Below are 23,619 nucleotides of genomic sequence, written 5' to 3' on the forward strand. Positions count from 1 at the left end.
AATGATTAAAAGAATTGGCTTTTTAAGCTTATTGTTGGGGTTTGGCTTAGCTACGTCGGCTCAATCAAGAATAGCAACTTCCGTAAACCAATTGCCGTTGACAGGTAAGAATACACAATACGTGAACAATAGGGCTCCACTGAGACAAAATGCCTTGCTGAAATTGCCGGTAGGCAGTATAGTGCCTGAAGGCTGGTTAGGGAAGTACCTAGCGTTGCAAAAAGATGGTCTCACAGGTCATTTGGGCGAAATTAGCGCTTGGCTATCCAAAAAAAATAATGCTTGGTTAAGTACGGATGGGAAAGGAGATTATGGCTGGGAAGAAGTTCCTTATTGGCTAAAAGGTTATGCTAATCTGGGCTACATCTTAAAAGATCCTACAATCCTAGCGGAGTCAAAGATATGGTTGGAAGCCGCACTAAAAAGCCAGCGTCCTGATGGATACTTTGGGCCATTGATTCTGCGTAACAACAAACCAGATCTTTGGGGGAATATGTTGATGTTGTGGTGCCTGCAATCTTATTATGAATATAGCGGTGACCAACGTGTCTTAACCTTGATGACCAATTATTTTAAATGGCAGGCCAATTTGCCGGATAGTTTTTTTCTTAAAGACTATTGGGAAAATAGTCGGGGTGGTGACAATCTGCTCTCGGTTTATTGGCTCTATAATAGAACACAGGGGAATGAATGGCTGATGGATTTAGCAGATAAAATCCATCGGAATACCGCCAATTGGCGCCAGAAAGATGATTTGCCGAATTGGCATAATGTTAATGTAGCGCAGTGTTTCAGAGAGCCGGCAACCTATTATCTGAAAAGCCAATCGAGTGAAGACCTGAATGCGACCTACGCTAATTTTCATTTTGTCAGGCAGGTATTTGGTCAGGTTCCAGGCGGTATGTTCGGTGCCGATGAAAATGCACGTCCAGGATATACCGATCCCCGTCAAGGGGTGGAAACCTGTGGTATGGTCGAACAGATGGCGTCCAATGAAATCCTTCTTGGGATAACAGGCGACCCATTTTGGGCAGATCATGCGGAGGAAGTCGCTTTCAATACCTATCCAGCAGCCGTAACAGCAGATTTCAAGGCCTTAAGGTATATTACAAGTCCAAATATGACCATCAGCGACAGCCATAATCATGCTCCTGGAATTGATAATAACGGGCCATTTTTAATGATGAATCCCTTCAGTTCACGCTGTTGTCAGCATAATCACAGTCAGGGCTGGCCATATTATGCTGAGCATTTGTATATGGCAACGAATGATAACGGTGTTGCGGCAGTACTATATGCCGCATCAAAGGCTGAAATCAACGTCGGAAACAAGCAGGCTATTCAGATCCGGCAAGAGTCCAATTATCCTTTTGAAGAATCGCTACGATTTGAAATAGGAACACATGGTAAAACGGTTGATTTTCCCTTTTATCTCCGTATTCCAGCCTGGGCGAAACAAGCGAAAGTAACGGTTAATGGTAAAAGCCAAGCTGTGGAAGCTGGTGCAAAATATATTCGGATTCAACGGCAGTGGAAAGACGGCGACAAGGTCGAACTTTCCTTACCAATGACCATAGATCTGAAAACATGGACAGCCAATAAAAATTCAGTGAGTATCCAGCGTGGACCATTGACCTATGCCCTTAAAATCAAAGAGAATTATGTGAAAAAAGATAGTAAGGCTTCGGCAATAGGAGATTCCAAATGGCAGGAGACTGCAGATCCATCCAAGTGGCCATCCTATGAAATCCTTCCTGCAAGTGATTGGAATTACGGACTTGTACAAAATCAATTGCAAGCTGTTAACCACCTAAAAGTGGTCAAACGACCATGGCCTAAAGATGCATTTCCTTTCGACGCAGAAGCAGTACCTATTTCGATTCTTGTGAAAGCGAAACGTATCGATGGGTGGAAAATTGATGAAAACGGATTAACGGGGGTATTGCCTCTGAGCCCCGTGGAAAGCAAAAGCGAGGTACAGGAAGTTGAACTAATTCCAATGGGAGCAGCACGTTTGCGCATTGCTGCTTTTCCCACGGTGAAATAATATAAATACGATATAAATAAATGACTTAACGATTTTTTATGATGAAGAAAACCTTATTTTTTGCCAGTTTGATGATGGCAGCACAATTGAACTTTGCTCAGGATTGGAAACCCGCCGGATCACATATATTAACCCCCTGGGGCGAGAAAGTAACGGCCCAAAAGCCACATCCTGAATACCCTAGGCCACAATTAATCAGAACCAATAACTGGCAGAATTTAAATGGACTATGGAAATATGCTGTCACTCCGGTAGGTACTAAAGAGATTCCTCGGCAATGGGACGGCAACATCCTTGTTCCTTTTGCTATTGAATCGGCATTGTCCGGTGTTGGTAAAGAGGTTGGAAAAGATAAAGCCTTATGGTATAACAATACCATAACATTGGACAAGTCTGTCCATAAAAATAAGGTCCTGTTGCATTTCGGTGCCGTAGATTGGCAATGTGATGTGTATGTAAATAATCAATTGGTGGGAAGACATGAAGGTGGTTTTGATCCATTTTCGATGGATGTGACAAGCTTCCTAAAGAAAGGAGCGAAACAGGAAATAGCCATTCGGGTATGGGATCCGACTGATGATGGTCCACAACCACGGGGTAAACAGGTGAACAAGCCGAATGGTATATGGTATACACCAGTGACGGGAATTTGGCAGACCGTTTGGTTAGAAAGTGTTCCACAAACTTACATTGTAAGTACCAAACAGACACCGCGATTGGACGATGCTGTCTTGGCCTTTCAAGCTTCCGTAGAGGGAAGCCAAGCCGGTGACGAAATAAAGGTGCGTGCATTGGATGGCGGAAAGCTTATTAAAGAACAAATAGGACAACCCAATACATCTTTTGATCTTTCGGTACCCAATCTGGAGCCCTGGTCGCCGAGTAACCCTAAACTCTATGATCTGGAAATTCAGCTGATTCGAAAAGGAAAAATCGTAGACCAGGCGAAAAGCTACTTCGCCATGCGGAAGATAGCCATGCAGAAAGATGAAAACGGCGTTCAACGTTTAATGTTAAACAATAAGTTTACTTTCCAATATGGTCCATTGGATCAAGGCTGGTGGCCGGATGGTCTACATACCGCGCCAACGGATGAAGCGCTGAAGTTTGATGTCGTCAAAACAAAGGAAATGGGATTCAATATGATCCGTAAGCATATCAAGGTAGAACCGGCACGTTGGTATCGGTACTGTGATAGTATAGGTATGCTTGTCTGGCAAGATATGCCTAGCGGCGATCTTGGTGGAAATCATTGGGATATGCAACCGGGAAAGATTTCAGGTGGCAATCGGGATAAAGTACGTTCACAGGAATCTGAGAATTACTACCGGAAAGAGTGGAAAACCATTATGGAGGTGTTGCACAACTATCCAAGTATTGTCATCTGGGTGCCTTTCAATGAGGCTTGGGGGCAATTCAAAACGAAGGAAATTACGGAATGGACCGTGGCTAATGACCCGTCAAGACTCGTAAATAGCGCCAGTGGTGGTAACTTTATGGAAACTGGACATATCTTGGATATCCATAATTATCCGGATGCAGCCATGCCTGATCCAAATTTGTTTGGTGCTAAACAAGTGCTTGCATTGGGTGAATTCGGTGGTCTGGGATTACCGATAGACGGACATTCTTGGCAACAGAAAGACAACTGGGGATACCAAAGTTTCAAGAATAAAACGGAATTATTGGAGCGTTACAAACGTCTTATCCATGATTTGACACGTCTAATTCCGATGGGATTGTCGGCCGCTGTTTATACACAGACAACAGATGTGGAAGTAGAAACAAATGGTTTGATGACTTATGATCGTAAAGTTGTAAAAATGCCTGAAGCAGAATTGAAGGCTGCACATCAGGCGCTTTATAATGCACCTACCAAATAATTGATAGCGATATGGCCGCAACACGGGTTGCGGCCTAAATTTATAGCTGAAAGTATACCTGTCAACCTAAACCTATTTTATACGAAATCAATGAAATTAAAATTACTAATTGCAACGGCTATTGTATGTCAATCGGTATCGTCGTTTGCACAAAAACAAGTCCTTAAGAATGATCTTCGCGCGCCTGCCTATCCTTTAGTAACAATTGACCCGAATACAAGTGCCTGGTCCTATAGCAACGAATTGAATGCAGATGTTGTACGCCATTGGACCGGAAAATCCTTTCCCTTATTGGGCGTCCTTAAAGTGGATGGAAAACCCTATCGCTTCCTGGGCAAAGAAGAGGCTGAACTCTTGCCTTTGGCCCGGATGGGCGAACATGCGGCTTGGACGGGAAGTTACGTTGTCAGCGAACCTGCCTCAGACTGGATGAAACCTTCATTTGATGCACGGCAATGGAAAATGGGGGCAGCGCCATTCGGTACCAAGGACAAAGAACCCAATGTGGAGACTGATTGGCAGGAACCTAAAATTTGGGTTAGAAGGGAAGTTGAACTGACTGAGGATCTTACGGGCAAATCCGTATATATCGAATTTACACATGACGATGACGCTATTTTGTACGTCAACGGTATTGAGGTTGCTAATACAGGCAATTCGACAGGTAAAAATAGTCGGGTCAAGCTGCCCGAACATGTCGTAAAAACATTGAAGAAAGGAAAAAATATACTCGCGGGTTATTGCTATAATAGGGTAGCGAATGGATATTTTGATTTTGGACTCTTTACAGAAAAAGAAGGTAGTATTCAATTCGACAATGAAGCGAATCAGATCACTTCCAATGTGCAGGCAACACAAACACATTATTCGTTTAACTGCGGGCCCGTGGACTTAAATATTACATTTACTGCGCCGATGTTTTTGGATAAATTGGACTTAATGGCTAGACCCGTAAATTATCTTTCCTATACAGTCCATGCGAAGGATGGCAAGAAACACCAGGTACAACTTTATTTGGAGGCGGCACCAAATTGGGCACTGAATTCTCCTCTTCAAGATGCGACAAGCAGTTCCTTTATTTCCGGAAATCTCCAATTTGTAAAGACAGGAAGCAAAAGCCAGCAGGTTCTAGGAAAGAAAGGTGACGACCTACGGATAGATTGGGGGTATTTCTATATGGCAGGTGCAAAATCAAAGACAAAGTCAGCGGTCGGAAGTAGCCATCAATTACGCTCTAATTTTCTGAAGAGTGAAAATAGCTCTTCTCCAAATGGAGGGCAACAATTGGCACTGATGCAAACTTTTGATGTCTCATCAAGCTACCAGGATAAGATCTTGTTGGGCTATGATGACCTGTACTCGATCCAATATTTTGGACAAAATTTACGACCTTATTGGAATACCAATGGAAATAGTTCCATTGAGAAACAATTTGAACTGGCCGACAAAGAGTATACTGTTCTCAAAAAGGCTGCTGATAAATTTGATGCCGAATTATGGGGTACAGCTTTGCGCAACGGCGGTGAGGACTATGCTGCATTATGTGCCTTGGCCTATAGACAGGCAATCGCCGCGCATAAACTTGTAAAAGCACCCAATGGCGATCTGCTTTTACTGTCCAAGGAAAATGATAGCAATGGGTCAATAGGAACTGTTGATGTAACCTATCCTTCGGCTCCGATTTTCCTTTACTATAATCCAGAACTGGCAAAAGCACTAATGAACGCCATTTTTTATTATAGTGAAAGCAATAAGTGGACAAAACCTTTTGCTGCGCATGATGTTGGGACCTATCCTTTAGCGAATGGCCAAACTTACGGTGGAGATATGCCTGTCGAAGAATCGGGAAATATGCTGCTATTAACTTATGCTTTAGCGAAGGTGGAAGGCAATGCCGCTTATGCCAAAAAACATTGGAAAGTGTTGTCTACCTGGGTAGATTATCTAGTCGATAAAGGTCTTGACCCCGAAAATCAGTTGTGTACAGATGATTTTGCAGGCCATTTTGCGCATAATGCCAATTTATCCATTAAAGCTATTTTGGGTATTGCATCTTACGGTTATCTGGCCCAAATGCTTGGTGAAGAGGCTACGGCGAAAAAGTATTTGACCGAAGCAAAAGCAATGGCGATGAAATGGAAAAAGATGGCCGAAGATGGGGATCACTACAAGTTAACTTTTGATAAAAGTGGAACCTGGAGTCAAAAGTATAATATGGTCTGGGATAAATTGCTTAAGATGGATATTTTCGACCCTTCTATCCGTGAAACTGAAATTAAATACTATCTCGGCAAACAAAATAAATACGGACTTCCCCTGGACAACCGTCAGCCTTATACCAAAACCGATTGGATTATTTGGACGGCGACTATGGCAGATGATAAGCCTACCTTTGAGGCATTTTTGAAGCCAGTCTACCGTTTTATGAACGAAACAACCGATCGCGTTCCCATGTCGGATTGGACTTATACAGACCGTCCTAAAAGAGCAGGATTTAAAGCACGATCTGTTGTTGGCGGGTATTTTATCAAAATGTTGGAAGAGAAATTGGGAAAAGCAAAATAGCTTTTCCTATGATATAGAAAATAATATAAATAGAATAATAAGATGTTGAATGCAATGTTGTTCAGATATTGGATTGGCGGAGTTGTCGTACTGAACCTGTTGAGCTCCTGTGGAAGCGCTACAGGTTCAGTGAAGCCGTCGGAACAAATAGCAAATGCCACGGCTCAGCATAAAACCTATAGCAATCCGGTTTTTGAGCCCATACTTGCTGATCCTACAGTCGTTAGAGATCCACAGCGCAAAATGTTCTATGCATATGGGACAGCCGACAATTGGGGCGACGGAAAGGGACAACGTCTGGTGTCTATTCTACAATCCACCGATCTTGTAAACTGGACATGGATCGGAACCGCCTTCCCAACTAAACCGGGTTGGAAAGCAGAAGGCGGAATCTGGGCCCCCGATGTGGTGAGGTTAAGTGATAAGTATCTCTTATATTATGCCTATTCCACATGGGGTGATCCCAATCCCGGCATCGGTGTAGCCCTAGCAGCTAGACCGGAAGGCCCCTTTATCGATCAAGGTAAACTTTTTGATAGCAAGGAGATCGATGTGCCGAATTCAATAGACCCTTATTTTTTTACGGAAAATGGGCAGAACTATCTATTCTGGGGCAGTTTTAGCGATGCGAGCACGCAGGGTACATATGGTGTTGAACTGGATAAAAATGGGACAGTGGTACTCGATTTAAATAAAAAATTTAAAGTTGCCGCAGGAGATTTTGAAGCCGTTGTGATTCATAAACGGAAAGGGTACTATTACTTTGTCGGGTCCAAAGGCTCCTGTTGTGAAGGAGAAAAAAGCAGTTATCATGTTCTTGTGGGGCGCTCTCGCCATCTGAAAGGACCCTATGTGGATCAAGAAGGCCGCAACCTTACACAGCGGGGGAGTGGAACACTGTTGTTAAAAGGAAATGATCAATTTGTGGGGACGGGCCATACTTCGCGCATTATTACAGACGACAAGGGAAAAGATTGGATACTCTATCATGGTATCGATCCAAAACAGCCTCGTGTTGCTACGGGGGGAAATCGCCGGATGCTATTGTTGGATCAGATCGTCTGGGATAAGGACTGGCCAAAAATTGAAGGGACAACCAGCAGTGTTGCGCCACAACCAGCACCAACGTTTAATTTTAAATAGCATTTGCAATAGCTAGCAGCGGATCTTCGATCTTCGTCGGTCTTAATTTTCGCTGCCGATAAAAAATATGGTACATCAAACGAAGAAACATTTTGAACTTCTTGACGCCATGCGTGGGGTAGCCGCAATCGCAGTCGTCCTGTTTCACTTTATGGAAATTGCACAACCGGATTATCGCAATAGTTTTATTCCACATAGCTATTTAGCCGTTGATTTTTTCTTTTGTTTATCGGGTTTTGTCATTGCCTATGCCTACGATCAGAAGCTGGCCACAATCGGTCTAAAACGATTCTTTCTCTTGCGTTTGCTGCGATTGCACCCATTGGTTATCATCGGTACGTTGATTGGTTTATTCGCATTTATTTACGATCCATTCAGCAGTTTGGCTGGCTCATTTTCTGTTTTGCAAAAGATGGGGATGTTTATTAGTGGGATAACGTTGATTCCATACCCGGTTGTACCAGAACGCTATTTTAATCTTTTTCATTTAAACCCACCTACATGGTCGCTATTTTGGGAGTATATCGCCAATATAGCCTATGCTTTGGTACTGGTACGGATTCCAAAAAAGTTTCTTTGGGGGATAGTGCTCCTTGGTGCAGCAGCGCTATGTGCCGAATCATTTCGTTCGGGCTATTTAGCTGTCGGTTTTGGAGCAGACAACTTTTGGGCTGGTGGAATTCGTTTATGGTTTTCATTTTCAATGGGACTACTTATTTTTAGATCGAACTGGACCATTTCCAACAAGCTTCCTTTTTTCGGTGTTCTAGGTCTACTTGCCGCCGTATTTTTTATTCCATTTTCTGAAGCTTATGGTAAATACATTGATCCTATTGTCGTTATCTTCTATTTTCCTTTATTACTCTTACTGGGGATAGGAGGGCAGCCTGTGTTTGGAGGGGTCAAGAAGTTATGCAAGTTTTTAGGTGATATCTCCTATCCGCTCTATATCATTCATTATCCATTTATCTGGATTTTTATGAGCTATGTAGAACTTAATCACCCATCGAATAAGCAAATGGCTGTGATTATTGTTATTGGAATGCTGTTGTTGATTTTTTTATCTTTATTAGTCTTTAACTATTTAGATGAGCCTATTCGGAAATATTACAGTCGGAAATTAAAGTAAATGGCGATGAAGCCAGCTACTGATGAACTGGAATACCTCCATTTTGCAGTCTTCATTAAGAATTTCATGCCGCATGCCTGCATATAATTTAAGGGTTATATCGGTCTGTCCCTGTGCCCTTAACTGTGCCGCACTTTTTTCAACGCCTATTCCAAAATCTCCAATTGGATCATCCTGTCCGCTGATAAATACAATTGGTAGGTTTTTTGGGATATTCTTGGTAGCCTCGATAGCTGTCGCTTGCAAAGAAAGGTCTAATACGGTATGAAACCCATTGTTGGTAAACAATCCCCCACAAAGTGGATCTTCCAAAAATGAAATACGGTTTGTCTTGCTTACGCTTAACCAATTGCTGTTATTTTGGTTAGGCTCGTTCTTAAATCGAGCATTATTACGTCTGTCAAAAATGCGATTGATCAATTTACTTCTTCCTTTAGGGGCAATACTATTGAGAAGAGTGAGTAAAAGGCGAAAGGCCATGGATCCTTTTTGACGTTGGCCTGTCCCCACGATAATGGCCCCCTTAAATTGCCAGCCAATTTTTTGCAAAACACAGCGTGTGACAAAGGATCCCATGGAATGCCCTAAAATAAATTGAGGCAGTTGCGGATAGGTTTCACGTAAGAAGTTACTCATTGTAATGGCGTCATCAATAAGTTGTTCTTTAGCCCCATGCTTTTTAAAATAACCCAATTGATCGACCTGTAGCGCCGTTTTTCCATGGCCTAATTGATCGTAGCTTAAAACCGCAAAATTCTTTGTAGTCAGATAACTGGCCAATTCTTCGTACCGACCACTATGTTCCTGCATGCCATGAACCAAGAGTAATGTTGCCACTATTTGATTATCGTCGGGTACATACAGACGATAGAAAATTTTATGCTCAGGTTCAGTCGTTGCGCTGATTGTATAAAAATTGGAAACTACCTTGCTCATTATACCACTTTATTTTAAGTAAAGTAAGATAATTTTAGTGCATTTGCAAGTTTAACAATCTTCTTTCAGATGTTGTTCGGATGAAGCCGAAAGCCTTTCAGGGCAATTGATCAATAAAAATTAGCACGATTAATTTTTGTGGTTTGGGAATATTTTTTAGATTTGCATTAATTTAGAATTAATTTAAATAAAGTAGTTGATCTATTTTAAACATGGGCTTGGCTGTATGCAGAAATTGTTGCAAACATCGAATTCGGAAAGCATCCATGTTCTAAAAATATACGCGTTTACACATATTCTGATGAAACCAACACGATATATTCCGACCCGTGTTATCGAATAATTAAAGCTCAATTTGCAGAATAATTGAGTAGGGAATGAATAGGTTATGTTGCTCCATCACCTTCAAAAGACAAATAAAAGAATGAAAAAGACACTTTTGGCAGCTTTATTATTCGCTGCATCTTATGCACAGGCGCAGACAAACTCGTTGATGAACGGCGAGTTCTGGAAGGGCAAACCTACATTGACCGTTGTTAAAGCAGAAATCAGCAAAGGAAATAGCCCTTCTCAGCCGAATGCGGCATCCTTTGATCCGGTCACTATGGCTATATTAAATGGTGCTCCGACTGATGTCGTCAAATTCATGATCGAACAAGAAGGGAATAGTGTAACCAAGAAGACACATCACAGCCGTAGTTATTTACACTGGGCAGCGTCAAGTGGAAATGCTGAATTGGTCGATTTTTTAATAGCGAAGGGATCTGATGTCAATTACCAAGATAGCCATGGTTACCCAATTGTCGCTTATGCAGCTTCAACAGGAAATACAAATACTGCTGTGTATGATGCCTTGTTTAAAGCAGGTGTGAATCCCAAACAGAAATATGAAGGTGGTGCAACTTTGATGATGCTTGCAGCGTCTGCAGACAAGGACCTGGCATTGACGGATTATTTCATAAAAAAAGGATTATCTATTCAAGATAAAGATGAGTCGGGCCGTACGGTAACGGATTATGCTGCTAAACTTGGAAATACCGCGCTTATGGAGAAATTCATCGCCCGTGGTGTAAAGCCAACCAACAATGCGTTGTTTTTTGCGACTCAAGGTTCTAGACAAGCTTCTAACGGTTTGGCGGTTTATACCTATTTGGTTGAAAAGTTCAAATTGGATCCTAAGGCGGTAAATAAGGAAGGTGCTACGGTACTGCATGCTTTGGTTCGTAGGCCAGATATGGATGTGATCAATTATTTTTTGGATAAAGGTGTAGATGTCGCAAAAGCTGACAACGAAGGAAATACGGCACTTATGGTGGCTGCTAGTGGTAAAGATGCTAAATTGGTCGAGTTGCTGCTTACTAAAGCGAAAAATGTGAATGCTGTAAATGAAAAAGGAGAATCTGCATTGACTAAAGCAATAGCAAATGGAACTCCTGAAGTAGCTGCGGCATTGGTTAAAAATGGAGCCGATACCAAGGTATTGGATAAGGAGGGCAATAACTTAGCGTTCTATTGGTTTAATTCTTACAAGGAATTGCCACAGGGGGGAAGACCAGGTGGTCAGGGAAATGTGTCACAAGGGGATGAGTTTAAAGAAAAATTAGCGATCCTTAAGACGAACGGATTGGACGTTAATGCTCCGCAAAAAAATGGTAGTACATTGTATCATTTGGCAGTAGCCAAAGAGAATGTGAAGCTTATCCAGAAAGCTAGCGAACTTGGAGTAGACATTAACGCACAAGATAAAGAAGGAACGACGGCACTACATAAGGCAGCTCTCCTAGCTAAAGACGATTCCATATTAAAAACATTGGTTTCGCTTGGTGCAAAAAAGGAATTGAAAACAGAATTCGATGAAACAGCTTATGACCTGGCGAAAGAGAACGATTTCTTAGCTAAGTCCAATGTGCAGCTTGACTTTTTGAAATAAGACAACATCGTATTTCAGTGGTATTTCTAATCATATCGATGAAATATCCCGATAAATAATAGAAATATTGGTAACGCTGAACGGACTACGGATACCTTAAAATTAGATACAATTGAAGATGAATAACATATTTAAAACAACGATAGCCACTCTTTTATTTTCAATGGCAGCCCTAAGCTCTTTCGCACAGGCAGCTAAATATAAGTGCATGATCCAAATGAATGCCTACGAAGGTGAGAAAGCCTACGTCGTGATTTCACTGATTAATCCTAGTGGAGCTTACGAAAAAACACTCGCCGTATTGGGATCTGATAAGCAATGGTATAATACGATCAAGGAATGGTACAAGTTTCAAAATAAGACCAAAGAGAAGCTAAATGCGGTGACGGGTGCGTCAGTTGGTGGCGGTGACCGTGCCATGCGTACATTGGATATTGACGAATCGAAGTTCAACAAAGGGTATAAACTCCGTTTTGAATCTGCTGTAGAGGAACAAAAATATCATACTGCCGATGTTGAAATCCCTTTAACAAAAGAAGCCATTACCGAAAAAGCGAACGGCAAGGGATACATCAAACTTGTCAAGTTAAATAAAATACAATAAAAGAGGGGTAAAAATGCTGGTATCTATTTGGAGGTATGCACATTTAGCCTTAGCTATTGTTTCTTCTGTCTTTTTACTTTTATTATCGATAACTGGCGTAATATTGGCCGTTGACGCTGTCAACGAAAAAATTCCACCTTATCGGGTTGAACATATTGAAACTTTAAACCTTGCGCAGTCCGTAACAGCCTTGCGCAAGGTTTATCCCGAAATCATAGCGATTTCGATAGATCACAATCAATTTGTGAGTATTGATGCCATAGACGCTGATGGCAATAGCGTGAAGGGTTATATTGATCCGAATACCGGGCGTCTGCTTGGTCCCCAATTGAATAAGTCCCAATTTATTCAATGGGTTACAGCTTTACACCGCTCGCTCTTTCTGAAAGTGACCGGCCGGGTGATTATTGGTGTGGTTTCATTTCTGTTGTTTCTTATTACTATTTCAGGAATTGTTCTGATTGTTAAGCGTCAACAGGGCGTTCGACACTTCTTTGCCAAAATCAATCGGGACTTTTTTGCTCAGTATTTCCACGTTGTTTCAGGACGTTTATTTTTGATACCAATTTTGATATTGGCCCTAACTGGTACCTATTTATTCCTGGTACGTATTGAAATCTTAAAGAAGCCGAATCAAACCATCGAATATCCCAATAAGATGAAGGAAGATATCGAATTGGAGGTGGCAAAATTTTCAATATTCCAAAATACAAAACTTGTTGATTTGAAGACCTTGGAGTTTCCGTTTATGGAAGGCGATCCTGACGAATATTTTGTATTGAAGCTTCGCGATCGGGAATTGACCATCAACCAGTTGAATGGAAGCTTGCATAAAGAAGTCAAGTACCCCTTTACTGCATTGGCCGAAGAGTTGTCTTTGGACCTTCATACGGGTAAGACCAATATTATATGGGCTATTGTACTGGGGCTCGCATCGTTGAATATTGTGTTCTTTATTTATACAGGGTTCGTCATTACATTCAAGCGCACGCGTACAAAAATCAAGAATAAATATAAACCTGAAGAAGCGGAGATTGTTATTCTTTTCGGAACGGAAAATGGAAGTACGCTGTTTTTCGCCAATCAGATCCATAAACAGCTCTTGGCGGATGGGCAAAAATCGTTGCTGCTCGGAATGAATCAATATCAATGCTTTCCAAAGGCAAAACACTTGCTTGTGTTTACTTCGACATACGGGCTAGGAACAGCACCCTCCAATGCACTTCAATTTGAACAAAAGCTCAATAGCCATCCACAAAAACAAGATGTACAATTTTCGGTTCTCGGCTTTGGTTCAAAAGCCTATCCCGATTTTTGTGCTTATGCGCGCGAAATTGATTGTTTACTAGAAAAACAAGGTTGGGCTTCGCGTTTAACAGACTTACATACCGTTAATGATAAGGATGTTGATGAACTTATTTCATGGATACATGACTGGTCTTCGCAGGCCACTATTGCACTCGCTTCTGCACCAGCTATTTATAGTGCTAAAGTTGTCGGACTGACGAAATTTAAGGTGGTAGCGAAGTCTGCTGTTTCAGCGACTAACACGACCTTTACTTTAGTGCTGAAGCCTGCAAGTAAAATTAACATGCAATCGGGCGATTTATTGGCAATCTATCCCGCGCAAGATCAACGTGAACGTTTTTATTCGATCGGCTACAAAGATGGAATGGTGCAGCTCGTGGTGAAATTGTTTCCTGATGGATTTGGTTCTAGCTTCCTCTATCGATTGGAAACTAATCAAACCCTCCAGGCACGTGTCATGGTTAATCCAAGTTTTCATTTCCCGAAAGCAGCAAATGCAGTCGCTTTAATTGCGAATGGTACAGGGGTAGCACCCTTTCTTGGCATGATTTCAGAAAATGAAAGTAGGACGCCTTTGCGTCTGTATGCTGGTTTTCGCCATCGAAATGAAATGACTGCGCACTATGTGGATTTTGCTGATGAGCAGATAAAGCTGGGACATCTGAAGCAGCTTGAACTGGCTTTTTCGCGCGAGGAAAATCCACAATATGTCATGGACCTGATCCGTCGGGATGCGCTATATTTTGTCGAATTGCTTGAAAAAGGAGGTTGTGTATTGCTTTGTGGTGCATTGCGTATGCAGCATGATGTTGAACATACTTTAAATGAACTTCTCCTGGCGCATGTCGGCAAAACTATTGCCGACTACAAAGAAAGTGGACAAATCTTAACGGATTGTTATTAGTAAATTGATGGTACAATGGTAAATCCCGTCACGAAGACTACTTTTGGTATAGATCGACTTTATAATTCCTTTTTGGATCAATCTCATGAAGAACAATAAACAATGTGTCCTGCTTTTAATGCTCTGCTTTGTGTCCATTACTTCGGGGATTGCGCAGGTCTTGGTCAAGCGGCAGGTTACCCTTATGGGCTCTGTTTTTGAAATCAGCTTGGTAGATCGGGATAGCGCGATTGCAAATCAGCATATCGATGAAGTCATCTCCGAAATAGATCGAATAGAAAACCTGATTTCAGAATGGCGTCCGCAAACCCAAATAGCAGCGGTGAACCGCAATGCAGGGATTAAGCCCGTTAAGGTGGATCGGGAAGTTTTTGAATTAACAAAGCGAGCGATCCAGTATGCTCAAAATTCAGGCGGAGCCTTTGATATTAGTATTGTTGCCTTGGATAAAGTTTGGGTATTTGATGGTAGTATGACCACGATGCCTACGGAAGATCTGGTTAAAAGGTCTGTCGCCAAGGTGGGCTATCAACACATCCGTCTCGACAGTGCATCTTCGACAATTTTTCTGGAATTGCCCGGTATGAAGATCGGTTTCGGCTCGATCGGGAAGGGCTATGCTGCTGATCGTGGCAGGGACATAATGAAGGCAAAGGGAATTGAAGCAGGTATAGTTAATGCTTCCGGAGATCTTTCGGCTTGGGGAAACCCACCCCGGGGGGACGCCTGGAAAGTGGGTGTAAACAATCCGTTCAAACCCCATCAAATGGTCAAAGTTCTTCATTTGAATGAAATGGCCGTAGCAACTTCAGGCAGCTATGAGAAATACGCGGAGATCAATGGGAAACGGTATTCACATATTATAAATCCAGTGACAGGTTATCCAGCTACGGGATTAACTTCAGTGACGATTTATGGACCTTCCGCCGAGATTGCAAATGCCCTCAGTACCTCAATTATGGTACTTGGTGAGAAAGAAGGAAAAAAATTAATTCAGCGTTTCCCTGCATACCGTTATATTTTTATTACCGATAAAGGTAAAGTCATTCAGCAGCGGTGGAAGTAATAGACCACACAGCATCATTTTTTTTCTGAAAGTGTCTGATCTTATTGGCCAGAAAGAACCTTCAGTTTGCTTTCATTGCTGTTGGTGTCTGCGAAGTCATGAAGGTTTTGTTTTATTCCCGATAAAGTAGGTTGAATGCATCAGCTATTAGCTGATTATCTCGTATCTTTATCCTAACAAAGCGTATACGAAAGAAGACGGTAGAGAACGTGTGCTTATTGGTCAGAAAGTTGAAGTCAGCAAGAAGAAAGATTCATGAAAATAATTTAAAGTAAAAGTTTGACTAGTTCGTCTATGCTGCTATGGACATTGCATACCAAAATCATATGGCAGAAAAAAATTCCAGATCATTTACGGATATCGTTAAGACTTATGGAAGTCAGCTGCTACGTTTTGTTAAGGGAAGGGTAAAGAAAACGGAGGATGCAGAAGATATCTTACAGGAAGTCTGGTATCAATTTAGCCGTTTGACCAATATGGACGAATTGGAGAATGCGGGAGCATGGCTCTATGCTGTCACACGAAATAAGATTACAGACAGCTACCGGAAAAAGAAAAGTGAATCGCTTGATGAGCTTATAGCGGGTGACGAGGATAGCGAAAGTACGTTTCCTATTCGTCAGCTCCTTTTAGCTGACGACTCCAATAATCCTGAGCTAAAATTATTTAAGGATATTTTTTGGGATGAGCTGATGAAAGCATTGGAGGAATTGCCGGAAAAACAACGTCGGGTTTTTGTGCTCAATGAACTGGAAGAGAAAACTCTTCAGGAAATTGCAGTCATGGAAAATGAGAACCTAAAGACGATTATCAGCCGAAAAGGGTATGCAGTGAAGCACCTGAGAATACGTTTGCGAAGTTTGTATGAAGAATTAAAATTTTAAAAGGATTAAGCTATGAATGGAAGAATGAAAAGACAGCGGAAGGGTAAATTCGCTTTTATGGTTGTCGCTATCATCGTTGGTGTTTTTTTGTTGGTAGCATTACTACAATATTTGTGGAATACATTAATGGTTGATATTTTCAATCTGAAAGCAATTACCTATTGGCAGGCGCTGGGACTCTTTGTCTTGTCGAAAATCTTGTTCGGCAGGGGCTTCGGTAAACCGGGAGGTGGCCGATTCCGACGGGATTTTCCGCCTCAGATGGAAAAAGGAGAAGATCTTTCCGATGAGGAAAGGGAACGTTTGCGCGAAGAATGGAAGCGTCGTTTTGGAGGACGATGCGGGTTCTGAAAAAAAGAATAAAAATTTTAAAGTAAAAACTGTTGTTGGGCGTCTTCTTCTATAAAGGCGCCTTTTTTTATGCCGATATCCTAATGGTAAACAAGTAACAGAACGCGAGGATCTGTCAGCAGGGATGTTGGATAAAACAAATAGTTAATTAAAACATACAAATGATCTAGGAAAATTCTATGTGCAATGTGCTGAAAATAGATATAATCCGCAATCATTTTTAAAAAAATGTATTCAAATGAAAAATAAACTTCGATTTATATTGCCACGCCTTATTGTGCTTACGGCAATAGCAGGATTAGCAACATTGATTATTGGGACGATCTTTAAGCTCTTGTTGTTTGGGACAATTCTCTTTGGTATAGGAAGCTTTGCCGCGGCAAGAATGCGTAGAAGAGATAGACAAGCATTCAAAATGGATAGGGCTCCGGTATATCCGAACGTTCACCGTCATTATAACACTGTGGTTGCAATTGTTCCATTACAAGGGCAAAAACGTGCTAAGAAAGCAACAATAGTTCCAGTTTACTAAGGTTAAAAATTGCAAGACGAGGAAATTCATCCCACATCAGTTTACACGTATTATTCAATATTAAAAATTAAAGACATGTTTAAAAGAAATCATTATACCAACGGATATTCAAATCATAATAAATTTTGCGGACAACATTTCAAAGACCGCTTTCAAAAATTCCAACAACAGTTTTTTGATGGTGAAGCCGGGCACAATGCTGGCGTACAGCAAGCTGTTCCTGTAAATATTGCCGAAAATCAAGAATTCTATGAAGTGCAGCTTTTTGCCGCTGGACGTAAGAAAGAACAATTCCAAGTCAGCATAAATGACGGGATACTGAAGATTTCATGTACAGAAAACACCCAGGACAATGCCATAGATTATATCTATAAAGAGCAGGATGGATTGGCATTTGAACGTGAATTCCAATTAAATGAACAAGTACTTACAGATAATGTGCATGCAAGTTTCGAGGATGGGGTATTGACGGTTATTCTTCCAAAAGATCTTGAAAAAGTAAAACGGCCACAAGAGGTTGTTATTGATTAGTAAAAACCAGTTTTGATCTGGGCGCACATCAAGGCTGCTGATGTGCGTAGCCTTAAATCAGCGTAAGAGCTGATGTTGAAAAAGGACAGCATCGAATTTTGCTGTCCTTTTTCTGTCTCTTAATTTACCGCCAACCGGTGCCCAAAAGCAGTGAACAGTAAACGAATTTCGAATAGCTGTTTGGCACTATGGTCCTTATATCCGTACTGTTTTTCTAAGTATTCCCAGAATTTGTCTCGATTGTTGATCATTGCCATAATAACCTATTTGGTCTTAGATCAAGATAATCTCAAAACGGAAATGTACTAACACCAGATTATAGGTAACAACAATTTTTAATCAATTTTTAAACAGTATTCAATCATTGTTTATTCAGTATGCACTGAGCGATCACTGAACAAGAACTGAGCGAGCACTGTCAAAAGGCATAACATGATACCTGCCAGATATTCGCTTGATTGAAAGGTATAAAGGTTAGGGATTTGGAGTTTACGCAGCTATAGATCAGCTAGGGCTATAAGATGGTTACAATATCCCTAGTTGGTTTGTGCATGCTAAACTGGCTTCTATCTGTGCTGGTGAGGCTTGGCTTTATTGTAGCTCGTATGGCACTGTGTGAAGTTTATTTAGATGTTATGTTGTGAAAGCTACTCCGTTCTTTTAAGTTTTTTATTGAGTTGCTCTTTGCCAAATCGCCAAAAGAAATAGAATAAGCCTATAACAACTATAATTGCCATAAAGGGCACAAATATGGCGAGTATGGTCAAAATGGTTGAACCGATGGTTTCCATGGTCGAGATCATAAAATTGCCAAAACCTGCCGTCCCAACAGACGAGACTGCACGGGTACCAGCTAGCGCTGTGCTGATGGTCGCCGCGGTACCGCCACCAGCGATGATTGCCATAGCCCAGCGGAAAAAGGGTGAAATATCTGTAAACTGTATGGCAAAAAGTAAGGTGCCGGCTATCGTCGCGAGAGGAATTGAAAGGCTGTCCAATATATTGTCAATAAAAGGAATGTAATATCCTGCTATTTCCAGGATCATGGCTAGGCTTGTAGCTGCCAAAACAATAGGTGAGCCCGCCCAGGCCAATTCATTGCCAACCTGGAACAATTCAAGCCGACAGCCAAGGCTCAATAAGAATAGCGGCATGAAAACCCGGAAGCCGGTAGCTGCAGCCAGACTCAAGCCTATAAAAGCACTTACCAAAAATGTGGATAGCTCACTCATGGTCAATATTTTTGATACAACCTAATTATAGAATAGTAAAAGAATCGCTTTTGTTTTTCAGACTTCCAAAAATCGTCATATTCTAGCTGCTCATTAAAAGATGATTTTTAGCATTTTATATAATTATATATTGTGTATATAGATTTTGATTATAGTGTATCGAATCATTCGATGTACAAGTGGGATCTCATTTGTGTAATTTTATGAAAGTGGGAGTCAAACAATTTGATCACTTAAGATATTATATAAATAAACTTTCTTTTCTTATGGACAACAACGAAAAAGACATTAGCAAATGCCCATTTCATAATGGTACGATGCGCAACGCCGTTGCGGGAGGGGGAACTCAAAATCAGGACTGGTGGCCAAATAGACTTCGTGTAGATCTGTTGAGACAACACGCGAGCAAGTCAAATCCGATGGACGAGGGCTTTGATTATGCGGAAGCATTTAAACAATTGGATTTAGAAGCCGTAAAAAGAGATTTGCATGCCTTGATGACCGATTCGCAGGACTGGTGGCCTGCTGACTTTGGACATTATGGACCATTATTCATCCGGATGGCTTGGCATAGTGCAGGAACCTATCGGGTAAGCGATGGTCGAGGCGGAGCTGGGTCTGGGCAACAACGTTTTGCACCACTGAATAGCTGGCCTGATAATGTGAGTTTGGATAAAGCACGTCGCCTGTTGTGGCCTATCAAACAAAAATATGGTAAAAATATCTCCTGGGCAGATTTATTGATTTTAACAGGGAATGTTGCTTTAGAGTCTATGGGCTTCAAGACTTTTGGTTATTCTGGTGGACGTGTGGATGCTTTTGAACCTGAATTGGATGTCTATTGGGGTTCTGAAAAAACATGGTTGGGCGGTGATGTACGCTATGCTCATGGTTCAGAAGGCGTAGTGGAATCACACGGTGTATTATCTGCCGATGATGATGCAGATGGTAAACAACATTCGCGCAATCTTGAAAAACCGTTGGCAGCGGTACAGATGGGATTAATTTATGTTAATCCGGAAGGACCAGATGGAAATCCAGATCCTATCGCGGCTGCAAAAGATATACGGGATACTTTTGGTCGGATGGCGATGGACGATGAGGAAACTGTCGCTTTGATTGCTGGAGGGCATACGTTTGGAAAAACACACGGAGCAGGTCCTGCCGACAATGTCGGAAAAGAACCTGAAGCAGCCGGCATAGAACAACAAGGGCTTGGTTGGAAAAGTACCTATGGCAGTGGAGTAGGAGCAGATGCGATCACGAGTGGCTTGGAGGTTATTTGGACACAGAAACCGACAGAATGGACCAATCTCTTTTTTAAAAATCTCTTCGAAAATGAATGGGAATTAACAAAGAGTCCTGCAGGAGCGCATCAATGGGTAGCCAAAGGAGCTGATTCGACTATTCCAGATCCTTTTGATCCAACTAAAAAACGTAGGCCAACGATGCTGACGACAGATTTGTCCTTGCGTTTTGATCCAATTTATGAAAAGATCTCGCGTAAATTTTACGAAGATCAAGACGCATTTGCCGATGCATTCGCTCGCGCCTGGTTTAAATTGACGCACCGTGATTTGGGACCACGAGAGCGTTATTTAGGTGCCGAAGTTCCTGCTGAGGAATTATTGTGGCAAGATCCTATTCCTGCTGTCGATCATGCTTTGGTCGATGCTAATGATATTAACATGTTGAAATCTACCCTATTGAGCGCGGGGCTCAGCACTGCAGAGCTCGTAACGACCGCTTGGGCTTCAGCTTCTACTTTCCGTGGGTCTGACAAGAGAGGTGGTGCAAACGGTGCGCGGATACGGTTGGCTCCGCAGCGTTATTGGCAAGTCAATAATCCAGCACAATTGCAAAAAGTTCTTACTGCGCTTGAGCAAATTCAACAGGACTTTAATGGAAAGCAACAGGGCGGAAAGAAGATTTCCTTGGCAGACTTAATTGTCTTAGGTGGTGTTGCTGCGATAGAGCAGGCCGCTCGTGCAGCTGGACATGCTGTCAACGTACCGTTCCATCCGGGGCGTATGGATGCATCACAGGAACAGACGGATGTAGAATCCATGGGCTATCTTGAGCCAATTGCGGATGGATTTAGAAATTACCGTAAAGGTGCTTATACCGTGTCTACGGAATCATTATTGATCGACAAAGCACAATCACTTACGCTATCTGTTCCGGAACTAACGGTATTGATCGGCGGACTTCGTGTTCTTCAGGCAAATTTTGATGGTTCTGCATTAGGAGTGATGACAGATCGGCCAGGCCAATTGACGAATGACTTTTTTGTCAATCTATTGGATATGGGAACAGCTTGGAAAGCCATCTCTCCGGATCGGGAAGTTTTTGAAGGATCAGATCGTAAATCTGGTGTTAAAAAATGGGAAGCCGGACGTGCAGATCTTGTTTTTGGTTCCAACGCTGAACTGAGAGCTGTTGCTGAAATATATGGCAGTGCCGATGCAAAAGATAAATTCGTACAAGATTTTGTGAAGGCATGGACTAAAGTGATGGAGTTAGACCGTTTTGATCTGCATCGCTAATTGTTAAGAATATCAGTTTTTCAAGAAGCCAGGTCCGACGCGAACCTGGCTTCTTGTTATTTTAGATTTATCCAGATAACCCTGAAATTAACCTTTTGCTCCGCCGCTAAGATTGGCTCAGATTTTTATGATGTACCTGACCAATATTTATCGCTATGGTCTACGACATGGACCAATTTATTTAATGAGAATAGCAGCCAAAAAAGAACCAATTTTTGCCTCTAATATCATTTTAATCTCACTTTAACCAAATTTTAATTTAATATATGAAGAATTATGGAATTTTCTTTGGGTGTTTCCTATTTTGTGAAATAAAATTCAAGATTTGTGCTACTTTTTCTTCTTTGATCGGTAGTAACTTTGTAATGGTTTCAAAGGAATCTTTGATACATTGTTAGGTTAAAGCTATGTGGAAGCACTTTATTTTTCTGTTTGCAGCACTGTTGTTATCATTTAAGAATTTAAATGCAAACAGTCTTGTACTGAAAAGTGAAAGTGTCGAATCCCAGTTTTTATCTGCAAAAAATCCTTCCAACAATGCGGACCATACACACATCGTCCATTTTCATAAAGATCATAGTCAATTTTGTTCGCTTTACCCATCGCTTCAATCCATTGTTGCGGAATTGGACGCCGAAGTGGCACAAGATTGGTTGATGGAGCGTTGGTTGGTTACGGTTGATTTGCTATGGCATGAACTTCTGCCATCCCCACAACAGAAAGATTATCGGTATGAACATACCCTTGATCTAGAGCATATACCCATCGCTCGATTTTTGCTGTTTGAGCAAATCAAAATTCCATGCTAAAGCATACGCTTTTCTTCACATCATACAGGCAAAGAGAACTGTCATTTCTTTTCTAAATTTATTTATTTCTTAAAATATACCAATGCACGAGCTAAGTATAGTAAAGGATATTTTTGATACGTTGACCTCGCATTATGAGGCTAGGGTAGATGATATTCAAAAAATTCAGGTCACAGCAGGATTGTTATCCAACGTCCAGCCTGTATTGATCCAAAATGCATTTGATGCTTTTATTGCTGAAAATACGCAATACCAAGATATGGAAATGGAAGTCGTTGTAAACGATATCATTGCATATTGTGAACATTGTCAGAAAAATTTTCCGGTTCATTTTCATCGATTTGTATGTGATTGCGGACAGGCTTCTAGTACAATTGTTCAAGGGAATGAACTCTATATATCAAAAGTAATTTTTAAACAAGACTAATATCGTTTATCATGTCAGACAATACTTCAAATCCTAAAAGTTTAGGTAACCGTGTAGGTTCGGTTCAATGTGAAAATACAACGCTACATTTATTAAAAGCAAATGATTTTGTCGCAAAAGCCATCCGCGATAGACTGAAAGACGTTTGTGTGATCAATGTATGTTCTTCTCCGGGTTCGGGTAAAACTACCTTGATGCAAGAAACGGGAAAACGTTTGGCCAAAGATCTGAATATTGCTGTTTTGGTGGGTGATCCGGAAACCGAACGTGATGCGGTTCGTATGCGTGAGGTAGGCATTAATGCATTGCAGATTGTCACTGGTGGAATGTGTCATATTGAGGCACAAATGATCTTACAAGCCCTGGATCATATCGATATCGAAGGAATAGACCTGTTGTTTATTGAGAACGTCGGGAATTTATTGTGTCCATCAGCGTTTGATTTGGGTGAAGATTACCGCGTGACCTTATTGGCGACCACAGAAGGGGACGATAAACCGAAAAAATACCCACGTATGTTTTTAACAAGCGAATTGATGTTGGTTTCCAAAGCTGATTTACTGCCATATGTACCTTTCTCGGTAGATGCGGTAACGAAAGATGCGCGCGAGGTGAACCCCAATTTGGAAGTTATTACAATCAGTACATTAAATGGTGACGGTCTTGATACCTGGTGTGATTGGTTGAAAGAAAGAGTTCAGGCGAAAAAAGATCAATATAAGGCGCTTGAAGTAAAATAACGGCCAATTGATAAAAGAGTGGTATAGCAATGATCCGCGCTTCATTGTTATA

19 protein-coding genes are annotated in these 23,619 nt (G+C 41.5%); 17 read left to right on the forward strand and 2 right to left on the reverse strand.

Annotation, left to right across the window (positions count from 1 at the left end):
• Position 1: 1 nt before the first annotated feature.
• The 5 genes from B3297_RS24115 (at position 2) to B3297_RS24135 (ending at position 8,767) form a co-directional block, all read left to right on the forward strand.
• Positions 2 to 2,047, forward strand: a complete 2,046-nt coding sequence (locus B3297_RS24115) for a beta-L-arabinofuranosidase domain-containing protein (RefSeq protein WP_286779640.1) — start codon at positions 2 to 4, stop codon at positions 2,045 to 2,047.
• 38 nt (positions 2,048 to 2,085) lie between these two features.
• Entirely contained in the window at positions 2,086 to 3,930 is a 1,845-nt protein-coding gene (locus B3297_RS24120; protein WP_239468833.1) for a glycoside hydrolase family 2 protein, read from the forward strand.
• A 90-nt stretch (positions 3,931 to 4,020) separates the two neighbouring features.
• Entirely contained in the window at positions 4,021 to 6,495 is a 2,475-nt protein-coding gene (locus B3297_RS24125; RefSeq protein ID WP_286753715.1) for a glutaminase family protein, read from the forward strand.
• A 42-nt stretch (positions 6,496 to 6,537) separates the two neighbouring features.
• Positions 6,538 to 7,638: a family 43 glycosylhydrolase gene (locus tag B3297_RS24130; RefSeq protein ID WP_286779641.1), complete on the forward strand. Its 1,101-nt coding sequence runs from the start codon at positions 6,538 to 6,540 to the stop codon at positions 7,636 to 7,638.
• A 67-nt stretch (positions 7,639 to 7,705) separates the two neighbouring features.
• Positions 7,706 to 8,767, forward strand: a complete 1,062-nt coding sequence (locus B3297_RS24135) for an acyltransferase family protein (protein ID WP_070567918.1) — start codon at positions 7,706 to 7,708, stop codon at positions 8,765 to 8,767.
• On the opposite strand, the gene B3297_RS24140 is transcribed toward B3297_RS24135, so the two are convergent.
• The gene (locus tag B3297_RS24140; RefSeq protein ID WP_070567917.1) at positions 8,759 to 9,703 is read right to left on the reverse strand and encodes an alpha/beta fold hydrolase; all 945 of its coding nucleotides are present in this window, start codon (positions 9,701 to 9,703) and stop codon (positions 8,759 to 8,761) included. The two genes, B3297_RS24135 and B3297_RS24140, sit on opposite strands and share 9 nt — an antisense overlap.
• 424 nt (positions 9,704 to 10,127) lie before the next feature.
• Between B3297_RS24140 and B3297_RS24145 the strand changes: the two genes are divergently transcribed.
• The 8 genes from B3297_RS24145 to B3297_RS24180 all read left to right on the forward strand — a co-directional run bounded on the left by B3297_RS24145 (position 10,128) and on the right by B3297_RS24180 (position 17,813).
• Positions 10,128 to 11,633: an ankyrin repeat domain-containing protein gene (locus tag B3297_RS24145; RefSeq protein ID WP_070568301.1), complete on the forward strand. Its 1,506-nt coding sequence runs from the start codon at positions 10,128 to 10,130 to the stop codon at positions 11,631 to 11,633.
• A gap of 118 nt (positions 11,634 to 11,751) precedes the next feature.
• Positions 11,752 to 12,237 (forward strand): DUF2271 domain-containing protein, encoded by a 486-nt coding sequence (locus B3297_RS24150; RefSeq protein WP_070567915.1) that lies wholly within the window; start codon positions 11,752 to 11,754, stop codon positions 12,235 to 12,237.
• Between the two features lie 13 nt (positions 12,238 to 12,250).
• On the forward strand, positions 12,251 to 14,449 hold the full coding sequence (locus B3297_RS24155) for a PepSY domain-containing protein (RefSeq protein WP_286779642.1): 2,199 nt from the start codon (positions 12,251 to 12,253) through the stop codon (positions 14,447 to 14,449).
• A gap of 85 nt (positions 14,450 to 14,534) precedes the next feature.
• Positions 14,535 to 15,515, forward strand: a complete 981-nt coding sequence (locus B3297_RS24160; RefSeq protein ID WP_286779643.1) for an FAD:protein FMN transferase — start codon at positions 14,535 to 14,537, stop codon at positions 15,513 to 15,515.
• Between the two features lie 326 nt (positions 15,516 to 15,841).
• Complete coding sequence (locus B3297_RS24165) at positions 15,842 to 16,399, forward strand: RNA polymerase sigma factor (RefSeq protein ID WP_201303555.1); 558 nt, start codon at positions 15,842 to 15,844, stop codon at positions 16,397 to 16,399.
• 12 nt (positions 16,400 to 16,411) lie between these two features.
• A complete protein-coding gene (locus tag B3297_RS24170; RefSeq protein WP_046675405.1) occupies positions 16,412 to 16,750 on the forward strand; it encodes a hypothetical protein in 339 nt (112 codons plus the stop codon).
• A gap of 238 nt (positions 16,751 to 16,988) precedes the next feature.
• Positions 16,989 to 17,282 carry a hypothetical protein gene (locus B3297_RS24175; RefSeq protein WP_070567901.1) on the forward strand — a complete coding sequence of 98 codons (294 nt, stop codon included), beginning with the start codon at positions 16,989 to 16,991 and terminating at the stop codon, positions 17,280 to 17,282.
• Between the two features lie 75 nt (positions 17,283 to 17,357).
• Positions 17,358 to 17,813 carry an Hsp20/alpha crystallin family protein gene (locus tag B3297_RS24180; RefSeq protein WP_286779644.1) on the forward strand — a complete coding sequence of 152 codons (456 nt, stop codon included), beginning with the start codon at positions 17,358 to 17,360 and terminating at the stop codon, positions 17,811 to 17,813.
• A gap of 647 nt (positions 17,814 to 18,460) precedes the next feature.
• Here the strand turns inward: B3297_RS24180 and B3297_RS24185 are convergent.
• Positions 18,461 to 19,045 (reverse strand): DUF4126 domain-containing protein, encoded by a 585-nt coding sequence (locus tag B3297_RS24185; RefSeq protein WP_112376080.1) that lies wholly within the window; start codon positions 19,043 to 19,045, stop codon positions 18,461 to 18,463.
• A gap of 266 nt (positions 19,046 to 19,311) precedes the next feature.
• On the opposite strand from B3297_RS24185, the gene katG reads away from it, so the two are divergent.
• The 4 genes from katG to hypB all read left to right on the forward strand — a co-directional run bounded on the left by katG (position 19,312) and on the right by hypB (position 23,567).
• Positions 19,312 to 21,591 carry a catalase/peroxidase HPI gene (gene katG / locus B3297_RS24190; protein ID WP_112376560.1) on the forward strand — a complete coding sequence of 760 codons (2,280 nt, stop codon included), beginning with the start codon at positions 19,312 to 19,314 and terminating at the stop codon, positions 21,589 to 21,591.
• Positions 21,592 to 21,998: 407 nt separating this feature from the next.
• Positions 21,999 to 22,400 (forward strand): hypothetical protein, encoded by a 402-nt coding sequence (locus tag B3297_RS24195; protein WP_201638978.1) that lies wholly within the window; start codon positions 21,999 to 22,001, stop codon positions 22,398 to 22,400.
• A gap of 82 nt (positions 22,401 to 22,482) precedes the next feature.
• Entirely contained in the window at positions 22,483 to 22,827 is a 345-nt protein-coding gene (locus tag B3297_RS24200; RefSeq protein WP_046675411.1) for a hydrogenase maturation nickel metallochaperone HypA, read from the forward strand.
• 11 nt (positions 22,828 to 22,838) lie between these two features.
• A complete protein-coding gene (gene hypB, locus B3297_RS24205; protein WP_112376082.1) occupies positions 22,839 to 23,567 on the forward strand; it encodes a hydrogenase nickel incorporation protein HypB in 729 nt (242 codons plus the stop codon).
• Positions 23,568 to 23,619 lie beyond the last annotated feature (52 nt).

The sequence above is a fragment of the Sphingobacterium sp. UBA3519 genome, assembly GCF_002377215.1.
In the GTDB taxonomy this organism is placed as follows: domain Bacteria; phylum Bacteroidota; class Bacteroidia; order Sphingobacteriales; family Sphingobacteriaceae; genus Sphingobacterium; species Sphingobacterium multivorum.